At 54.5% G+C, this 15,841-nt stretch carries 13 protein-coding genes; 12 read left to right on the top strand and 1 reads right to left on the bottom strand.

Features of this window, described 5'->3' with window-relative positions:
* Positions 1-19: 19 nt before the first annotated feature.
* Positions 20-874, bottom strand: coding sequence for a helix-turn-helix transcriptional regulator (locus tag OMP40_RS18510; RefSeq protein ID WP_277533617.1), 855 nt, complete (start codon positions 872-874; stop codon positions 20-22).
* A 195-nt stretch (positions 875-1,069) separates the two neighbouring features.
* Between OMP40_RS18510 and OMP40_RS18515 the strand changes: the two genes are divergently transcribed.
* The 12 genes from OMP40_RS18515 to OMP40_RS18570 all read left to right on the top strand — a co-directional run bounded on the left by OMP40_RS18515 (position 1,070) and on the right by OMP40_RS18570 (position 15,424).
* Positions 1,070-1,456, top strand: coding sequence for a MerR family transcriptional regulator (locus OMP40_RS18515; RefSeq protein WP_277533619.1), 387 nt, complete (start codon positions 1,070-1,072; stop codon positions 1,454-1,456).
* A 60-nt stretch (positions 1,457-1,516) separates the two neighbouring features.
* Positions 1,517-2,341 carry an NAD(P)-dependent oxidoreductase gene (locus OMP40_RS18520; protein WP_277533621.1) on the top strand — a complete coding sequence of 275 codons (825 nt, stop codon included), beginning with the start codon at positions 1,517-1,519 and terminating at the stop codon, positions 2,339-2,341.
* 424 nt (positions 2,342-2,765) lie between these two features.
* Entirely contained in the window at positions 2,766-3,899 is a 1,134-nt protein-coding gene (locus OMP40_RS18525; protein ID WP_277533623.1) for a MalT transcriptional regulator family protein, read from the top strand.
* Positions 3,900-4,183: 284 nt separating this feature from the next.
* Positions 4,184-5,377, top strand: a complete 1,194-nt coding sequence (locus OMP40_RS18530; RefSeq protein ID WP_277533624.1) for a LuxR C-terminal-related transcriptional regulator — start codon at positions 4,184-4,186, stop codon at positions 5,375-5,377.
* A gap of 330 nt (positions 5,378-5,707) precedes the next feature.
* A complete protein-coding gene (locus OMP40_RS18535) occupies positions 5,708-6,028 on the top strand; it encodes an NHL repeat-containing protein (RefSeq protein WP_277533625.1) in 321 nt (106 codons plus the stop codon).
* Between the two features lie 194 nt (positions 6,029-6,222).
* The gene (locus OMP40_RS18540) at positions 6,223-7,131 is read left to right on the top strand and encodes a cadherin-like beta sandwich domain-containing protein (RefSeq protein WP_277533626.1); all 909 of its coding nucleotides are present in this window, start codon (positions 6,223-6,225) and stop codon (positions 7,129-7,131) included.
* Positions 7,079-8,875 carry a cadherin-like beta sandwich domain-containing protein gene (locus OMP40_RS18545; protein ID WP_277533628.1) on the top strand — a complete coding sequence of 599 codons (1,797 nt, stop codon included), beginning with the start codon at positions 7,079-7,081 and terminating at the stop codon, positions 8,873-8,875. Before OMP40_RS18540 ends, OMP40_RS18545 begins: the two co-directional genes overlap by 53 nt.
* Positions 8,876-9,107: 232 nt before the next feature.
* Positions 9,108-11,009, top strand: a complete 1,902-nt coding sequence (locus tag OMP40_RS18550; protein WP_277533629.1) for a beta-lactamase family protein — start codon at positions 9,108-9,110, stop codon at positions 11,007-11,009.
* A 952-nt stretch (positions 11,010-11,961) separates the two neighbouring features.
* Positions 11,962-13,521, top strand: coding sequence for a sensor histidine kinase (locus OMP40_RS18555; RefSeq protein ID WP_277533630.1), 1,560 nt, complete (start codon positions 11,962-11,964; stop codon positions 13,519-13,521).
* On the top strand, positions 13,505-14,140 hold the full coding sequence (locus OMP40_RS18560) for a response regulator transcription factor (protein ID WP_277533631.1): 636 nt from the start codon (positions 13,505-13,507) through the stop codon (positions 14,138-14,140). The genes OMP40_RS18555 and OMP40_RS18560 overlap by 17 nt, the downstream gene beginning before the upstream one ends.
* Positions 14,141-14,163: 23 nt before the next feature.
* The gene (locus OMP40_RS18565; RefSeq protein ID WP_277533632.1) at positions 14,164-14,577 is read left to right on the top strand and encodes an MmyB family transcriptional regulator; all 414 of its coding nucleotides are present in this window, start codon (positions 14,164-14,166) and stop codon (positions 14,575-14,577) included.
* A 196-nt stretch (positions 14,578-14,773) separates the two neighbouring features.
* A complete protein-coding gene (locus tag OMP40_RS18570) occupies positions 14,774-15,424 on the top strand; it encodes an MBL fold metallo-hydrolase (RefSeq protein WP_277533633.1) in 651 nt (216 codons plus the stop codon).
* Positions 15,425-15,841: the final 417 nt, after the last annotated feature.

Raw genomic sequence — 15,841 nt, forward strand, 5'->3', positions numbered from 1 at the left:
TATTAACGGGAGTAACAGTCTACTGAAGCTGCCTGTCCTGCTCCAGTACACGCAATAATCGCTCCTCCGTGCCAGAACCGGGCACCGGAACAAAGAAACACCAGTGCAGTCCAGGGTCGTTATCAATGACAGCTGCGGAATGGAGCGCGAACTCCATCTCCTGTGCGTCAGGAAGACGAAATAATGCGGTGGCTACGCGCTTTTGCTTGACTTCATATAGCTCCCAGAAATGCACGAACTCCTCGCTTTCCCGTCTCAAGCGTTCGAACCGTTCCATATATAACGGGTTGTCCTTGTAATGGTCGAAGCTTGCCCGCATAACCGCTACGGCGTAACGGGCAGCACCTTCCCAATTCAGCAGTCTTGTACGGTAATCCGGCTTTAAAAACATAATCTCGATCATATTCCGTTCATTGTCCGGCAGACTGCCGAAATCGGCTATGATCAGTTCTGCTGCCCGATTCCAGACGATCACATCCGTACCTTCGTCCGTGATAAAAGAAGGATAATAAAGTTGATCTACGATTTTCTGCAAAACTCCCGCATCCGGCCCTCCGTTATCCGGCACTGTCACGACACTCGCCGCGTCTACATTGGCCAGATCGAACAGATGTTTCTGCTCATCTTCGTCAAGCTGAAGCGCTTTGCCGATACTTAGCAGTACCTCCGGCGAAGGATTCACCTCCTTGCCTTGCTCCAGCCAGGAATAGTAAGTCACGCTGATATGGGCAAGATAAGAGACTTCTTCTCTTCGAAGTCCCGGCGTGCGTCTTCGTCCGGGCAGCGGCTGGATCCCCGCCTCTGAAGGCTGCAAGCGTTCTCTGCGAGATTTTATGAACTCGCCCAATGCGGACGAGGAACGATTTGTTTTCAAGCAGCTCACCTCTAATTACTTATATGGAACAATACGTATCGTAATTAAACAAATGGACCCCAAGCACTTCGTACACGATCATTATAATCTCTGTTAAGGTGTCGTCGCTAACCCCTTCTTTACATTTTCCAATCCCAATGCTACTATGCAAACATGACGTTAACGTCATATTATATCTTGGAAAGAGGATACATCATGAACCGCATGCGCATTGGCGATCTGACAGAACGAGCCGGGGTGACCCAGCGCACGGTTCGCTATTACGAGAGCATTGGATTGCTTCCATCTGGCGAACGCGAAGGCAATGGTCATCATTACTACACGGAAGAAACGGTTGCGCGTCTGCAAAAGATCGATCAGTTGAAGAAGGTTGGCCTAAGTTTGGAGGACATTCGGGACGTAATCGAGCTTTACTTTACGGATACGAGCGGGGTGCTGCCGAAACGGAAAGTCCTCGGCATACTGCGCCAGCATCTGGCCGACACGGACCAGAAGCTTGAGGCGCTCGGACAGTTCCGCAGCGATTTGCAGTCGAATATAGAACGTTTCGAGCGGTGGCTCGAGGCCAATGACGGCGATTAATTTTTTTTGCCCTAAACATGACGTTAACGTCATGTTTAGCATCCTAAGGAGGTTGAATTCATGAGAGAAAACATTGGATTTATCGGACTCGGACTGCTTGGTAGGCCAGTCGCCGCCAATCTGCTCCAAGCAGGATATGCGCTGACCGTATACAACCGCACTCCAGAAAAAGCGGAGCCGCTCGTGGCCGAAGGTGCGCTGCAGGCGGTCCGTCCGGCTGACGCCGTGACAACCGGTGGCATCGTCGTCACTTTGGTATGGGACGATGAAGCATTGGAAGAAGTCGTCAAAAGCGAAGATTTCTTAGAACGCCTGGGCATAGGCGGTATTCATGTATCAATGAGTACGGTATCGCCGGATACGGGCAGGAAGCTGTCGGATCTGCACGCGCGGCACGGTTCCGTCTATGTTGAGGCGCCTATCTTTGGACGGCCGGAGGCAGCCGCTGCCAGGCAATTGTGGATTCCAATAGCAGGTCCGCAGGAAGCAAAGGAGCGGGTGCGGCCGCTGCTGGAAGCGATGGGAGCTAAAGGGATCTTTGACTTTGGCGAGGAAGCCGGTTCGGCTGTACTCGTCAAACTGATCGGTAACTTCCTGATCGTCTCAGCCGCACGCTCGCTGGAAGAAGCGCTAGGAATAGCCGAGCGCGGCGGGGTTGATCCCAAAGCAGCGGTCAATATGCTTACCAGCACACTGTTTACCGCCCCCATCTATCAAAGCTACGGCAAAATGATTGCCGAAAAGTCGGCATCCATATCCCAAAGCAAAATTCCGCAGAAAGATGTCGGCCTCTTGCTGTCGGCGGCGCAAAAAACACAAGTTCCGGCTCCGCTTTCCAGCCTGCTGCTTGATATGCTGGAGAACGGAGATCGGAGCAGAGCATAAGGCGGCCCCAGGACCGCATTTTGCCGTTAGACCTTTTCTTGGTGCGAAGAGATTTAGCGGGACTATAAAAAAACGGCAGTCTTGGACTTTTTCGTTCGAGGCTGCCGGGACACGGACGACAGACGTAAAAACGTTGAACGTGTCCAAGGAAAGCCTTGCCCAATATGCTGGCGTCGTTACTATGCAGTATGAATAGAAGTGTAAGAGAGGAGGGCACCCGGGCGGGTGCCCTTCGATTTCGCTCTATTGATGATATGGTGAACCTTTCCATAAGTGACGGCGAATATTTTGTCAGCCGCCACAGCAGCACTACTGCCAGGTATGTAGGACTCTGGTTGTTATTGTCGAAATAGTAATCATTCGAATCAATGGCCTTCGAGTCGGTCGATGGGATATAGAATTTATCGTGGAGGGGTCCAGTTGATTGTTCAAACGAAATTATACATCCCCCCATGTACGTAACGCTTTAGTCCCTCGGCCAAGGGTGATGCACAAGCTCGATGAGGGACTTCGAGCCAAGCTGACGCTGATCTCCGCTCCGGCCGGCTATGGGAAGACGACGGCGTTAAGCGAATGGGCGAGGCAATGCGGCATCCTGGTGGCTTGGCTGTCGCTGGATATACAGGATGACGAGTGGTTTTCGTTCTGGAGCAGCATAACCGCTTCGATCCAGGAGAGGGTCCCCGGCTACGCCCGGAAGATCTGGCCGCTGCTGGAGATGGGGCCGTCGGCGTCATCCGTGTCCTCGGAGCCTGCGATCTCCGCCATGTTGAACGAGCTGAATTTATTACCCGAAGCGCTCGCCATCGTGCTCGACGATTATCATGCGATCGAACATCCCGCGATTCAGAAGTCTCTTGGCTATATGTTGGAGCACCTGCCCCCGCACATTCATCTTTATATAGCGAGTCGTACCGATCTAACTTTTCCTACCGCCAGGCTGATGACCAAAGGAGAAATGCAGAGAATCTCGGTACGGGATATGCGGTTTCGCCCTGAGGAGGGTTTGGTCTTCTTCCGGAATACGGCGGGTTTGTCGTTGTCCAGGGAGCAAGTATCGGAGCTGTACGATCAGACGGAAGGATGGGTCAGCGGACTGCAGCTCGCGGCGCTTACACTGAAGAGCAGCGATAACATCGCGGAATCCATCAGGCAATTTAGCGGCCATCAGCATCATATCTCGGATTATTTACTCGAAGAAGTATTTTCGCGTCTATCGGAGGAGATGCGCGCCTTTTTTGCTCCGGACGTCCATTCTAAGCCGTATGGATCGCTCCCTATGTCAAGCCGTTACGGGACAATCGAACAGCCAGGAGTACCTGGAAAGGTTAGAGCAGTTGAATTTGTTTGCGTTCCCGCTGGACGATCAAAGAAAGTGGTATCGTTATCACCACTTGCTGTCCGATTTTTTGCGGCAAGCTGTTTGCCCGAACGGCTCCCGAATTATGGGAGCAAGCACATGTTCGTGCGGCGCAGTGGCTGGAGTCTCATGGCTTTGAGGAGGAGGCCGCCGAGCATTATTTGGAAGCGAAGCAATACGATGATGTCGTTCGGGTGATCGAAAAAAATCTGCATGCTTTTTTTGCATAAAAAGGTTGAAAAGCTAAGCAGGTGGGTTTTGCAATTGCCGGAAAGCTTCCTTTCGAAGAGGCCCTTGGTCGAAATGTTTTATTTATCCCTCTTAATCGGCATCAGGCAATGGGAGACTGCGATTCAAAAAAATAGAGCAAGCAAAAATCCGCTATGAAGCTATGCAGGGGAGCATGGACGAGGCGGAATGGAAGCAGTTGATGGGCAATATGTACTTTTTGTGCGCGAGCGCCTGTTATTTTCAAAAAAGATTTGAATCGTATCTCGGAATACTTCGAGCTCTCGGAGCGCGTCGCGCCGGAAGGCAGCTTCTTCGAATCTCTGGGGGACAACAAATATTACGGCTACGACGAATTCGACGATCATATGTCCTACATTAACGAGTACCATGCCGCTGCCGCATTTATGTTCAAGTGGATTGAACATTGGGGAGACCAACAAGTTCATCCGTCTGCCGCCATATTTCATGCTTCATACAGCATGGTACTGTATGAATGGAACCGAGTGGAGGAAGCGGAGGTCTGCATTGAACGGGTGCTGACACCCAGTGCCAGGCAACCCAATCCGAGGAGCTTGCTCCAAATTTACGTGAACGCTTCGCGTATTCTGCAATCGCTGGGCAATCCGACCCGAGCCGCAGAACTGCTGGAGCAGCTAAAATTACGGATCGAATCTCCGGATTATGAGCGTTTTGTGCGGAAGATCGAAGCAGAGCAAGCTTGTTTGGCCTTACGGCAAGGGAATATGCATTATGCTGTAGAATGGCTGGATCGGTGCGGGATGGCTTCGACGGACGAGGTGTCGCTGAACGGCGCGGCGGAGCGGATGGCTCTCGCCAGAGTGCTCGCCGCATGCGGGCGTACAGAGGAAGCAATGTCGCTATCCGAACGATTGCAGCAGTTGTTCTGGAGAGAGGATCGTCTCCGGGATCGAATCAAAATGGTTATCTTGCAAAGCGTGACGCTGCATCGCACCGGTCAAATGCGGGAGGCGATCGGTCTTCTGGAGACCGCTTTGCGCCTGGCGGAGCCGCAAGGGTTCATTCGCAGCTTCGTGGACGAGGGCCAAGCGATGGCGGAACTGCTGAACGCTTATTGGAGAGCGCATCAAGACCGCCGTTCAAGGGAGACGCCTTCCGTTCTAGTGGATTATGCCAATAGATTGCTTCGGGTGTTGAATAGCTTGCCAGATGAATCGGAAGCGCCGATTAAGGCAGGCGCAAGGGCACGCGGCTTGAAGGCATTCCCGGTTGAATGGTTGACGAATCGCGAGAGGGAGATTGTCGGTCTGATGGCCGAAGGGATGTCCAACAAGCAGATTGCGTTGCATTTGGGGATTACGGAAGGAACGGTCAAGAGTCACACAAACAATATTTATGGCAAGTTGGAGGTTCGTACGAGGGTGCAGGCGATCAAAAAGGCAAGAGAGCTTCTGCTGTTAGGCTAGACGATCCATTTCACGCTAGCGGACCATAGACGATCCCATTCGGGACATCGGCTATGGTCTGTTTTTGTTGGCGCGCGCGCAAGCGCTCGACTTCTTTTGACAAATAGAGAGTCTTTTCATGGTGTCTATAACTTTCTCTAGATGCGTCCTTGTCGGTTTTCTTATAACTTTGAATTTGGCACCGTTTCTTAAGGAGGAACAAGCATGCATAACCCTTACAAAGTAAAACCGATTATAGCGTTTGTTATGGTTCTCCTGTTGACGGCGTTCCCATTGATCGATGGTTTCGGGGGCAAGGCCTATGCCGATAGCCGGAAGGTTATTGTCACGGTGGTAGGCACAGGAGCGAGGGGGGCTTCGGGAGACGGAGGACCGGCGACGTCGGCCCAGTTGAATTCTCCTCAGAACGTCGTTTTCGACAGCGCCGGGAACATGTACATCTCCGATCAGAACGAGAACCGGGTTCGCAAGGTCGATGCGCTGACCGGAGAGATCAGCACGTTGGCGGGTACGGGAGCCAGCGGCGATTCAGGCGACGGCGGGCAGGCAGCATCGGCGCAATTGTCTTCGCCTTACGCCCTTGCGTTCCACGACGGCGATTTGTACATCGGGGGGAAGCGGAACGGTCAGAAAGGTCGAATTCCCCTCTGAAACGATCAGCACGGTTGCAGGCAACGGAGAATGCAATGCGGATGCCGACATCGGAGACGGGGGGGCCGGCCACATCGGCCGATATGTGCTTTATCCGAGGTCTTGCGTTTGACAGTCATGGCAATATGTATATCTCGAGCTTGAACGATGCCCGCGTTCGGAAGGTTGATGCGTCGACAGGAATCATCAGCACGGTGGCAGGTACGGGAACCCAAGGGCACTCAGCGGTCGAGACGTCCGCGGCGTTGGCGCCCTTAAGCTGGCTGGCCGGATTGGCCGTGGACGACGAGGACAATCTGTATATTGCCGAGGAACTCTACGCAAGCACGGGCGGATTTATTCGCAAAGTAGATCCGTCAGGCAACATCAGCATTGTGGCTGGAGGAGGCAACCTGGAGACGGGACCGGCTACTTCCGTTGATTTACACGATCCGACCGGCCTTGCCTTCGACAACGGCGAGCTCTTTATCTCAACTTACACGACGATACTTAAATTAGACCTGACTGCAGGCACGATCAGCAAAGTTGCGGGATCCGGGCTTACCGGCTATTCGGGAGACGGGGGGCCCGCCTCCGCTGCCAATTTATTTTCACCCAGCGGCGTTGCCTTTGACGGCAATCATGATCTGCATATTGCGGATACAGAGAACCATGTGGTCCGGAGAATCGGTGAGTCCAATGACGCCGGCCTGAGCAGCCTGACCTTGTCCAGCGGCAGCCTGAGTCCGGGGTTCTCTTCGGGAACCACGGACTACACGGCCGCCATACCAAGCAGCGAGAGCAGCATTACGGTCACGCCGACCGTCAGGGACAGCTACGCAACGGTGGAGGTCAACGGTACGGCGGTAACGAGCGGCATGGAATCTGGCGCTATCGACTTGAGCGTGGGAGACACTGTGGCGATCGTCGTGACGGCAGAGGATGGCACGAAGAAGACGTACAAAGTGACACGGACGTCGCTCAGCAATGCGAACCTGAGCAGCCTGACGTTGTCGAGCGGCGTCCTGAAGCCCGACGTTCGCGCCGGGCACGACGAGCTACACGGCGAGCGTGGCGAACGGCGTGAGCAGCATTACGGTTACGCCGACGGTGAGCGACAGTAACGCGACGGTGAAGGTGAACGGAACGACGGTGACGAGCGGTGCGGCTTCGGGTGCCATTACCCTGAGCGTGGGGGACAACCCGATATCGGTCGTCGTGACGGCACAGGACGGCACGACGACGAGCACGTACGCCGTGACGGTGACTAGAGCGCCAAGCGGCAATGCGAACCTGAGCAGCCTGACGTTGTCGAGCGGCAGCTTGAGTCCGGCGTTTGCAGCGGGCACGACGGGCTACGCGGCGAGCGTGGCGAACGGCGTGAGCAGCATCGCGGTTACGCCGACGGTGAGCGACAGCACGGCGACGGTGAAGGTGAACGGAACGACGGTGACGAGCGGTGCGGCCTCGGGTGCCATTACCCTGAGCGTCGGGGACAACCCGATATCGGTCGTCGTGACGGCGGAGGACGGCACGACGACGAGCACGTACGCCGTGACGGTGACTAGAGCGCCAAGCGGCAACGCGAGCCTGAGCAGTTTGACGTTGTCGAGCGGCGTCCTAAGCCCGACGTTCGCGCCGGGCACGACGAGCTACGCGGCGAGCGTGGCGAACGGCGTGAGCAGCATCGCGGTTACGCCGACGGTAAGCGACAGTAACGCGACGGTGAAGGTGAACGGAACGACGGTGACGAGCGGTGCGGCCTCGGGTGCCATTACCCTGAGCGTGGGGGACAACCCGATATCGGTCGTCGTGACGGCGCAGGACGGAACGACGACGAGCACGTACGCCGTGACGGTGACTAGAGCTGCGACGATTGCCGGCGGAGACAGCGTCAGCAGGAGTGCGAATGCAAGCCTGAGCGGCTTGACGCTGTCGAGCGGGAGCTTGAGTCCGGCGTTTGCGGCGGGCACGACGGGCTACGCGGCAAGCGTGGCGAACAGCGTGAGCAGCATCACGGTTACGCCAACCTTAAGCGACCGTACCGCGACGGTGAAGGTGAACGGTGCGACGGTGACGAGCGGCTCGGCATCCGGCGCCATCGGCCTGAGCGTGGGGGACAACCTGATTACGGTCGCGGTGACGGCACAGGACGGCACGACGACGAGGACGTACATCGTGACGGTGAAGCGAGCAGGCGATAGCGCCTCGCCGCCAGCATCGCCGGGCCCTCTTCTCAACGATGCCATCACGAACGTTAAGAAAGTGAAGGAAGCCGCTCTGGCTGCGCTTGACCGGACAGCTCCTGAGCCGTTCCCTGATGTGCCGACGAACAGCTGGAGCTCCCGAGCGATTGAAGTCGCCCTGCAGCTGGGCATCGTGCAAGGAAGACCGGACGGCAGCTTCCACGGAGGCGAATCGATTACCCGCGCAGAGTTTGTCGCGATGGTGGCGAAGGCTTTGTATCTCGACACGACAAGCGAGCGGGGCGTTACGTTCTCCGATACGCAAGGTCACTGGGCTGCGCCGGCCATTGAGACTTTGAAAGCCGCCGGCGTGATCGAAGGCGTAGGCGCGGGTTCGTTCAAGCCTGATCAGCCGATAACCCGCGCCGAGATTTCAGCGATCCTGGCACGGATGATGGTTTTCGACCAGACGACTGGCAACGCCTATTTCTCGGACACAAGCGACAGTTGGGCGCGTCCCTATATCGCACAAATGGCTGATGCGGATATTGTGAGAGGCGCGGGCGACGGCAAGTTTTATCCGAACGCCTATACGACTCGCGAGCAGGCGGTAGCGATGATTGTTCGAATGCTGACCGTATGCCGCAATGTCGATCTGCAGTTGATAGACCTTTCCCTATAGCTGGTTATCGAAAGGCACAGACTCTCGGCTTTGAGAGCTGTGCTTTTTTTTGAACAAGGGATTCAAGTGACTTTTTTCTGTCACCATCGGCATATTGCGCGATCCCGCAAAAAAGATGGCGGGGATGCGTCGCAATTTGGCCCTTCTATACGGATTCGCGGATTACGGTCATTTGGTAGGCTTGATTCATAACCAGGAGGTTAGATCAAGCCGATTACAAAGGAGACCGCAAATGAACTTCAAGATCATGAACGTCCCAAGAGCGCTGCTTGCGTCCGCATTGATTTTTTCGCTAGGCCTGTTCAACCCAGTCCTGTATGTCGTAAAAACAAACGTCGCTTCAGCCCAATCGGGTGGTGCTTCCGCATCCACAGCCGCGCTCAGGCCGTCCGACCCGCAAGAGGTCGCCGCTTTTATGGATAGCTTCTTCGCGCGTCCGGAAGTGAAGGCTGCGCTGGCGGGCGCATCGGTTGTCATCGTGAAGGACGGCAAGGTGCTGCTGAACAAAGGCTACGGCTATGCGAACGTGGAGACCCAGAAACCGGTAGACGAGCGCCATACGTTATTCCGACTGGCATCGATCTCCAAGACGTTCACTGCGATGGCGGTCATGCAGTTGGCCGAGCAGGGGAAGCTGGATCTGGATCTCGATGTGAACGGCTACCTAAAGGGCATGAAGATCGCCAATCGAACCGGCTCGCCGCTGACCGCCAGAGATCTGATGACGCACACGAGCGGCTTTGATTTTACCGACATACCGGAGGATGAGGGCGACCCGGACGGTCCGGTCTACAGGCTGGATGCCTTCGTGGCGGACCACATGCCGACCGTCATCCGCAAGCCGGGAGAGGCGTTCCGTTATGACAATTACGGCTACAATTTGCTCGGGTATCTCGTTGAATGCGTCTCCGGACAGAAATTCGAGGATTATATCGAGAAGCATATTTTTAAACCGCTCGGTATGGACAATAGCCGGTTCGTGTATACGCCGGATTTGGCCGCCAAGCTGGCTACGCCGTATGACGCTTCCGGCGAGCCGATCGCGCAGTATACGACGTATCCGTACAACTCCCCGGACGGGGGCTTGATGTCGACCGGCGGGGATATGGCGCGGTTTATGCTCGCTGAGTTAAACGGGGGCAAGCTGGATAACCAGGCGGTTCTGCAAGAGAAGACCATGCAGGCGATGGAGCAGTACAGTGTGTCGATTCATCCGGATATCCCGGGCGTCGGCTACGGCTTCGAGTCGAGCTTCCCCAACTTCAATAACGGACAATTCGTTATCGACAAGAGCGGAGCGGGATCCGGCTTCCAGTCTCAGCAGTGGCTGCTTCCGGAGCAGAAGACGGGATTGTTTATCGCGCTCAACAGCGCCAAGGACGCCCGCAAGATGAGAAGCTTGCTGTTTCAAAGCTTCATGGATCATTACTTCCCCAAACCGGTTACGTCTCCACCTTCTTATATGAACACGCTGAAGAGCGAGCTCCAATACCTGGAGGGTACCTACAGCGATCTGCGCCTGCCGGCATGGCATTACGAGGTTGAAGCGACCCATGGCGGATTGCTCGTGACCGACGCGTACGGCGTGCATGAACTGAAGCAGCTCAAGGATTTATTATTCATAGACGATACAGGCCGGCTAGCCGCATTCAAGAAAGACGATAAGGGTCGCATTGCCTATTTCGAGTACAACAAAGCCGACAGTTGGTCGGAGCGGCTGCCGGACGTGAAGCTGTATGCGGATGTGCCGCCAGATTCGCCTTATGCAAAGGATATCCGATATTTGCGGCAGCAGGGATTGCTGGAGCGGGAAGATCCGCTGAACTTCAATCCGGAGCAGCCGATTACGAGAGCCCAGTTCATTGGGTGGCTCATTCCGACCTTCGGCATCAAGTTGTCCGAGGAGCCGATTATGTTCAAGGATACCAGGAACAGCCCGTATGCGGCGGAGATTCAAACCGCGCTCGAGGGCGGCGTCATTACCGGCATGCCAAAGGGAACCTTCGAGCCGAATCGCTCCCTTACTCGGCAGGAGGCAAGCCGTTATTCTTTCCCGGCTGCTACAGCTTGGACTCGGCATTATGCCGTCTGCCGAAGTTCAATTAAAAGGGAAAACCGACGCTTGGGCGCTTGACGGCGTTCAACATATTGTGGCGAGCGGCTACTATGGCCCGGAGGTCGCCCCCGATGCGGACGGGGCGTTCGATTATCGTTCAAGGCAGCCGATGCTGCGACAAGAAGCGGCCGCGATGATACATCGTTACCCGTAAGGAGCCCCGCAATCGCATAATGCTCGGCCATGCCGCTCCGGCATGGCCGTTATCCTTATTTGGTAGAATAATGCTATACTTGGACAGGAGGATCGATCGCGATGACTACAGCGTCCCATCTGGCTACCCGGCATAAATATGGGCGGCGTCTCTATATGTCTCTCGTGTTCTTCATCCTGCTAGCCGCGTATATTCATATTCAAGCCCTCAAATCCCCGTATATCGGCCTTGTCCTAAAGCCGTTACCGGGGAGCGGTTGGCGGATTGAAGCCGTGGACGAGGGCGGCCTGGCCACGGATTGGCGTCTTCAGCCCGGGGATCGCGTCGTCATGCTGGATCCGGATGCGAAGCTGACCCGAGAAGGGGAGTTCTACCGACTACGCCAAGCCGCCTATTTATCGGTAGCGCGACATGCGGAGGGGCTTACCAATTATCATCCGGCGAACCGACCCTTTTCAGCTTTCATTCTATCGATAGCGATGGAGGCGCTGCTGCTCGGACTTGCTGTCTACGCGCTTAGGAGACAGCCGGAGTCGGCGGTCATTCGTTCCTTTTTTCAACTTAAACTACTTGCTTGCGCTTGTTATTCTCAGCATTTACTCGCCGGAGGGCAGTCTGTCACAGCTTCTGCTGACCTATTGCTCCATTTGGCTTCCCTATTTACTGTTATCCTTCTATTTGCAGTTTATTTATCGCGCCTCCGTCTTCCGTCTTCAGAAGCTGAAGGGCGTCTTTTTGCTCGGTACCCTCGCGTTTACGTTTGTGATGACTTACTTTGTTGTCGCGGAGATCGAGATCTTCAAGTGGATCACGGACGTGCTCAATTGGGCGCTGCTCGGAACGACGCTACTGCTGGCGGGCGTCACCTTCCGAAGCTGGAGGCTGTTCGACCGGGTCGAGCGCAATCAACTGCTCATGCTCTTCGCCGGACTGCTTCTCAGCCTGCTGCCATACACCTTTCTCTACGCGATACCCGTCCTGTTCCAGGAGCCCTTTATTTTGCCGTTGAAGTATGCGCTCATTGGTTTTGTCCCGTTCTCTCTCATCTTTACTTTTCTTCTCGTAAAGCGGAGCATGCTCGATATGCGCCTTCATTTCCCTCGGCTCGTCGTGCATGTGCTGTACTTTACGGCTGCATTTATGCTTCTTGTGCGATCAGCCGAGGGCGTGCAGCCACGGCTTTATGTCCTGTTTGTCGTATTTATTGCGCTCACGCTCCTCTATCAAAGAGGGCTGCTGCGTTATCGGAGGAAGACTGTCGTACAGGGAGAAAAGTTGGATCGCCAAAAGCGTGCGCTATCCGCAGATTTGGAATCCAGGCAGGCGACCCGCGAGCTTTTGGCGCTCCTGACCGAGACTGTCGGCAAGCGGCTGGGCACTCAGGATGTCTGCCTGCTCTGGCAGGATCGTGCGGTTCCCATCGTTCAAGGCACGGGATCCTACAAGGGGATCGGGAGTGAGCTGCTTGAACCAGATTATCGGAGGCCGGAGGAAGCGATGAACTGGCTCGCTTCTATTGGATTGAGCCGGTTGATCGAGCTGAGAAGTCCTTCAGGCAGCGGCGCAACGCTTGGCTATATTGGGATAGGGAAGGACGCTTCGGCATTCTCGGAAAAGGAGGTCGATGAGCCGCTGCGTGAGGCTGCCGAGTGGGTTGTGAGACTCATGTACCAAGCCGATTCCGGGCAGCGTGTCGTTCCGGCAGACAGCTCGCTGCTCGAAGCCCAGGAGGCGGAGCGGATCCGCACTTCGCATTTCCTGCATGACCGGCTGCTTCAGAACCTGATCTTTGTATCGCGCGATCTGGAAGAGCTTTATGATACCGGAAAGCCGGACAAGGAGCGAGTCGCGCTGTGGCTGAAATGCATCTACGAATCCCAGAGCGACATTCGCGCCCTCTGCGACGATCTGCATCCGCCGATTATCGATCACGGGGACTTGCGATCGGCCATCGAGTGGCTGATCCGCAGCATGAAGCAAAGATCGCAGGACGGGGTCGAAGCCGAGCTGGTCTACGAGTTGGAGCCGCACGAGCCCCTGAATGAGCTTATTAAATCGAACTTGTTCCGGGCGATTCGCGAACTGGTGAACAACGTCTTCAAGCATGCCGGAGCCACTCGATTAACGATTCATCTGTGGCGAGACGGACGCTATTTGTATTGCGGCGTTCGGGATAATGGGCGCGGCTTCGACGTTGCGACCGTGATGGCCTCGTCTGCAGCAGGGGAGAGGCGCTTTGGTATCCATTCCTTTTACAATCAAATTCGGCAGCTTGGCGGGGAGACGGACATTCATTCGATACCAGGGAAGGGCACATCCGTTCATCTGATGCTGCCGCTCGATAGGGAGGAGCTAACCGATGCAGTCCAAAATTAGAGTCGTCCTGCTCGATGATCATCCCCTCGTGCTCGAAGGGCTGAAGAGACGGCTGGAGCAGGAGTCGGATATCGAGGTGCCTCGTACGTTCAGCGATCCGGTAGAACTGCTAGAGGGAATCGAGCTTTGCCAACCGGATGTGCTTGTCATGGACATCGCGATGCCGCGGATGAACGGATTCGAGCTCGGTCAGAGGTTGAAGGAGAAGTACGGCCATACGCTTAAAATTATTGTGCTGTCCGGTTACATGTACGAGGAATTCTATAAGAAAGCGTACGAAATCGGCGTCCATGCTTACCTGTCCAAGCAAAGCCCCTATCCGCAAATCATTAACGCGATCAAGCAGAGCATGCTGGGCCATGCGCTTGTCGCGGAGAACATATGGCGTGCCGATCTGGAGAAGCTTACGCGGATGGAGCGAGACGTGCTGCGAAGAGTCGCGGAGGAAAAGACGAACAAGGAAATCGCAGCCGAGCTGTCCATCAGCCAGCGAACGGTTGAGTATCACATCACGTCCATCAACCAGAAGCTAGGTGTAAAGACGCGAATCGGCGCCGTCGCCAAAGGCTACGAAAAAGGTCTGCTTGGCTCGTTTTGGGAGGGGACGGACGATCGTTAGAGGCGTTTTCAGGCTATAGGAAAATGAAGCGATTGCTGCCGAGGCGAAAGCGAAATATGCTGCGAATTATGTTTACAAACGAGGAAATGAAAAAGACATTTACAGACTGGGCCGCTACCGCCCAAGGAATGGTTGCCGGCTTCCGAGCTGTCTACAGTAAACTCGTTGACGATCCTTGGATCGAGCAGCTTGTGAATGACCTTAAAGACGAAAGCGACGAATTTCGATTATGGTGGGCCCAGCATAACGTCAAGGCAGAGGAGAGTCGATTGAAGACGATCATTCATCCCAGTTTGGGCTATTTGAATTTTGAGGAAACCAGTTTTATGGTTGCAGATCATACGAGTTTAAGAATGAGTGTTTTTACACCGCAGGCGGGAACGGGAACCAAAGAAAAGATCATCCAGTTTTTATTGTCTGGCCAGTCAGAATTCTGATTGGCTTTTTTTTCTGTTTACTATTTAATGCAAGATCAACCGTCGATCAGTGCTTTCCGGCGTAGATCTCCTGTCATGGTCCCATCGCCTTGACAAGCGGAGACATCTCCGTTTATTATCAAATGGAGAGGTCTCCGCTTATTGTTATCATAGGGCAAACGGCTGTCATTCTTATAACTGAAGGAGTACGTTGCATATGCAGATTAAATGGTATGGCCATTCTTCTTATCTGCTGACTTCGGATGCCGGAACGAGGGTCCTCATCGATCCCTACTTTAAGTTTCTTGGCTATCGCATGCCGGTTCCGGTTGAATCGGATATTGTCGTGGTTACGCATAATCATGGCGATCACAATAAAGTTAACGCCGCATCGGGTGATTACTTGCTGGTGAACGAGCCGAAAGAATACAATTGCGGCGATGTGAGCATTAGTGGTTTCAAGACTTTCCACGATAAGGTGAACGGCAAGAAAAGAGGGCCCAATATTATTTTCCGCTTCCGGATGGATGGACTGACGATCTGCCATTGCGGGGATCTGGGGCATCTGCTTACAGAAGAACAAGTCAAAGAAATCGGCAAAGTGGACGTTCTTATCGTGCCCGTTGGGGGAAGGGCGACGCTCGCCGGGGCGGAAGCCGCTCAAGTGATGCGTCAATTGCATGCGACCGTAGCGATTCCGATGCATTATAGCACGAAGGCTTTGGGAATTCTCGGAAGGTTCTTCTTCGCTAAGGTGGAAAAATTCCTCGAGGCTGCCGGGACACGGACGACAGACGTAAAGTCGTTGAACGTGTCCAAGGAAAGCCTTGCCCAATATGCTGGCGTCGTTACTATGCAGTATGAATAGAAACGGTTTCGTCCTGAGGTTAGAGCAGTCGAATTTGTTTGCGTTCCCGCTGGACGATGCTTCATACAGCATGGTGCTGTATGAATGGAACCAAGTGGAGGAAGCCGAGGCTAGCGGACCATAGACGATCCCATTCGGGACATCGGCTATGGTCTGTTTTTGTTGTCGCGCGCGCAAGCGCTCGACTTCTTTTGACAAATAGAGAGTCTTTTCATGGTGTCTATAACTTTCTCTAGATGCGTCCTTGTCGGTTTTCTTATAACTTTGAATTTGGCACCGTTTCTTAAGGAGGAACAAGCATGCGTAACCCTTACAAAGTAAAACCGATTATAGCGTTTGTTATGGTTCTCCTGTTGACGGCGTTCCCATTGATCGATGGTTTCGGGGGCAAGGCCTATGCCGATAGCCGGAAGGTTA

Source organism: Cohnella rhizosphaerae, assembly GCF_029525575.1.
In the GTDB taxonomy this organism is placed as follows: Bacteria; Bacillota; Bacilli; order Paenibacillales; family Paenibacillaceae; genus Cohnella; species Cohnella rhizosphaerae.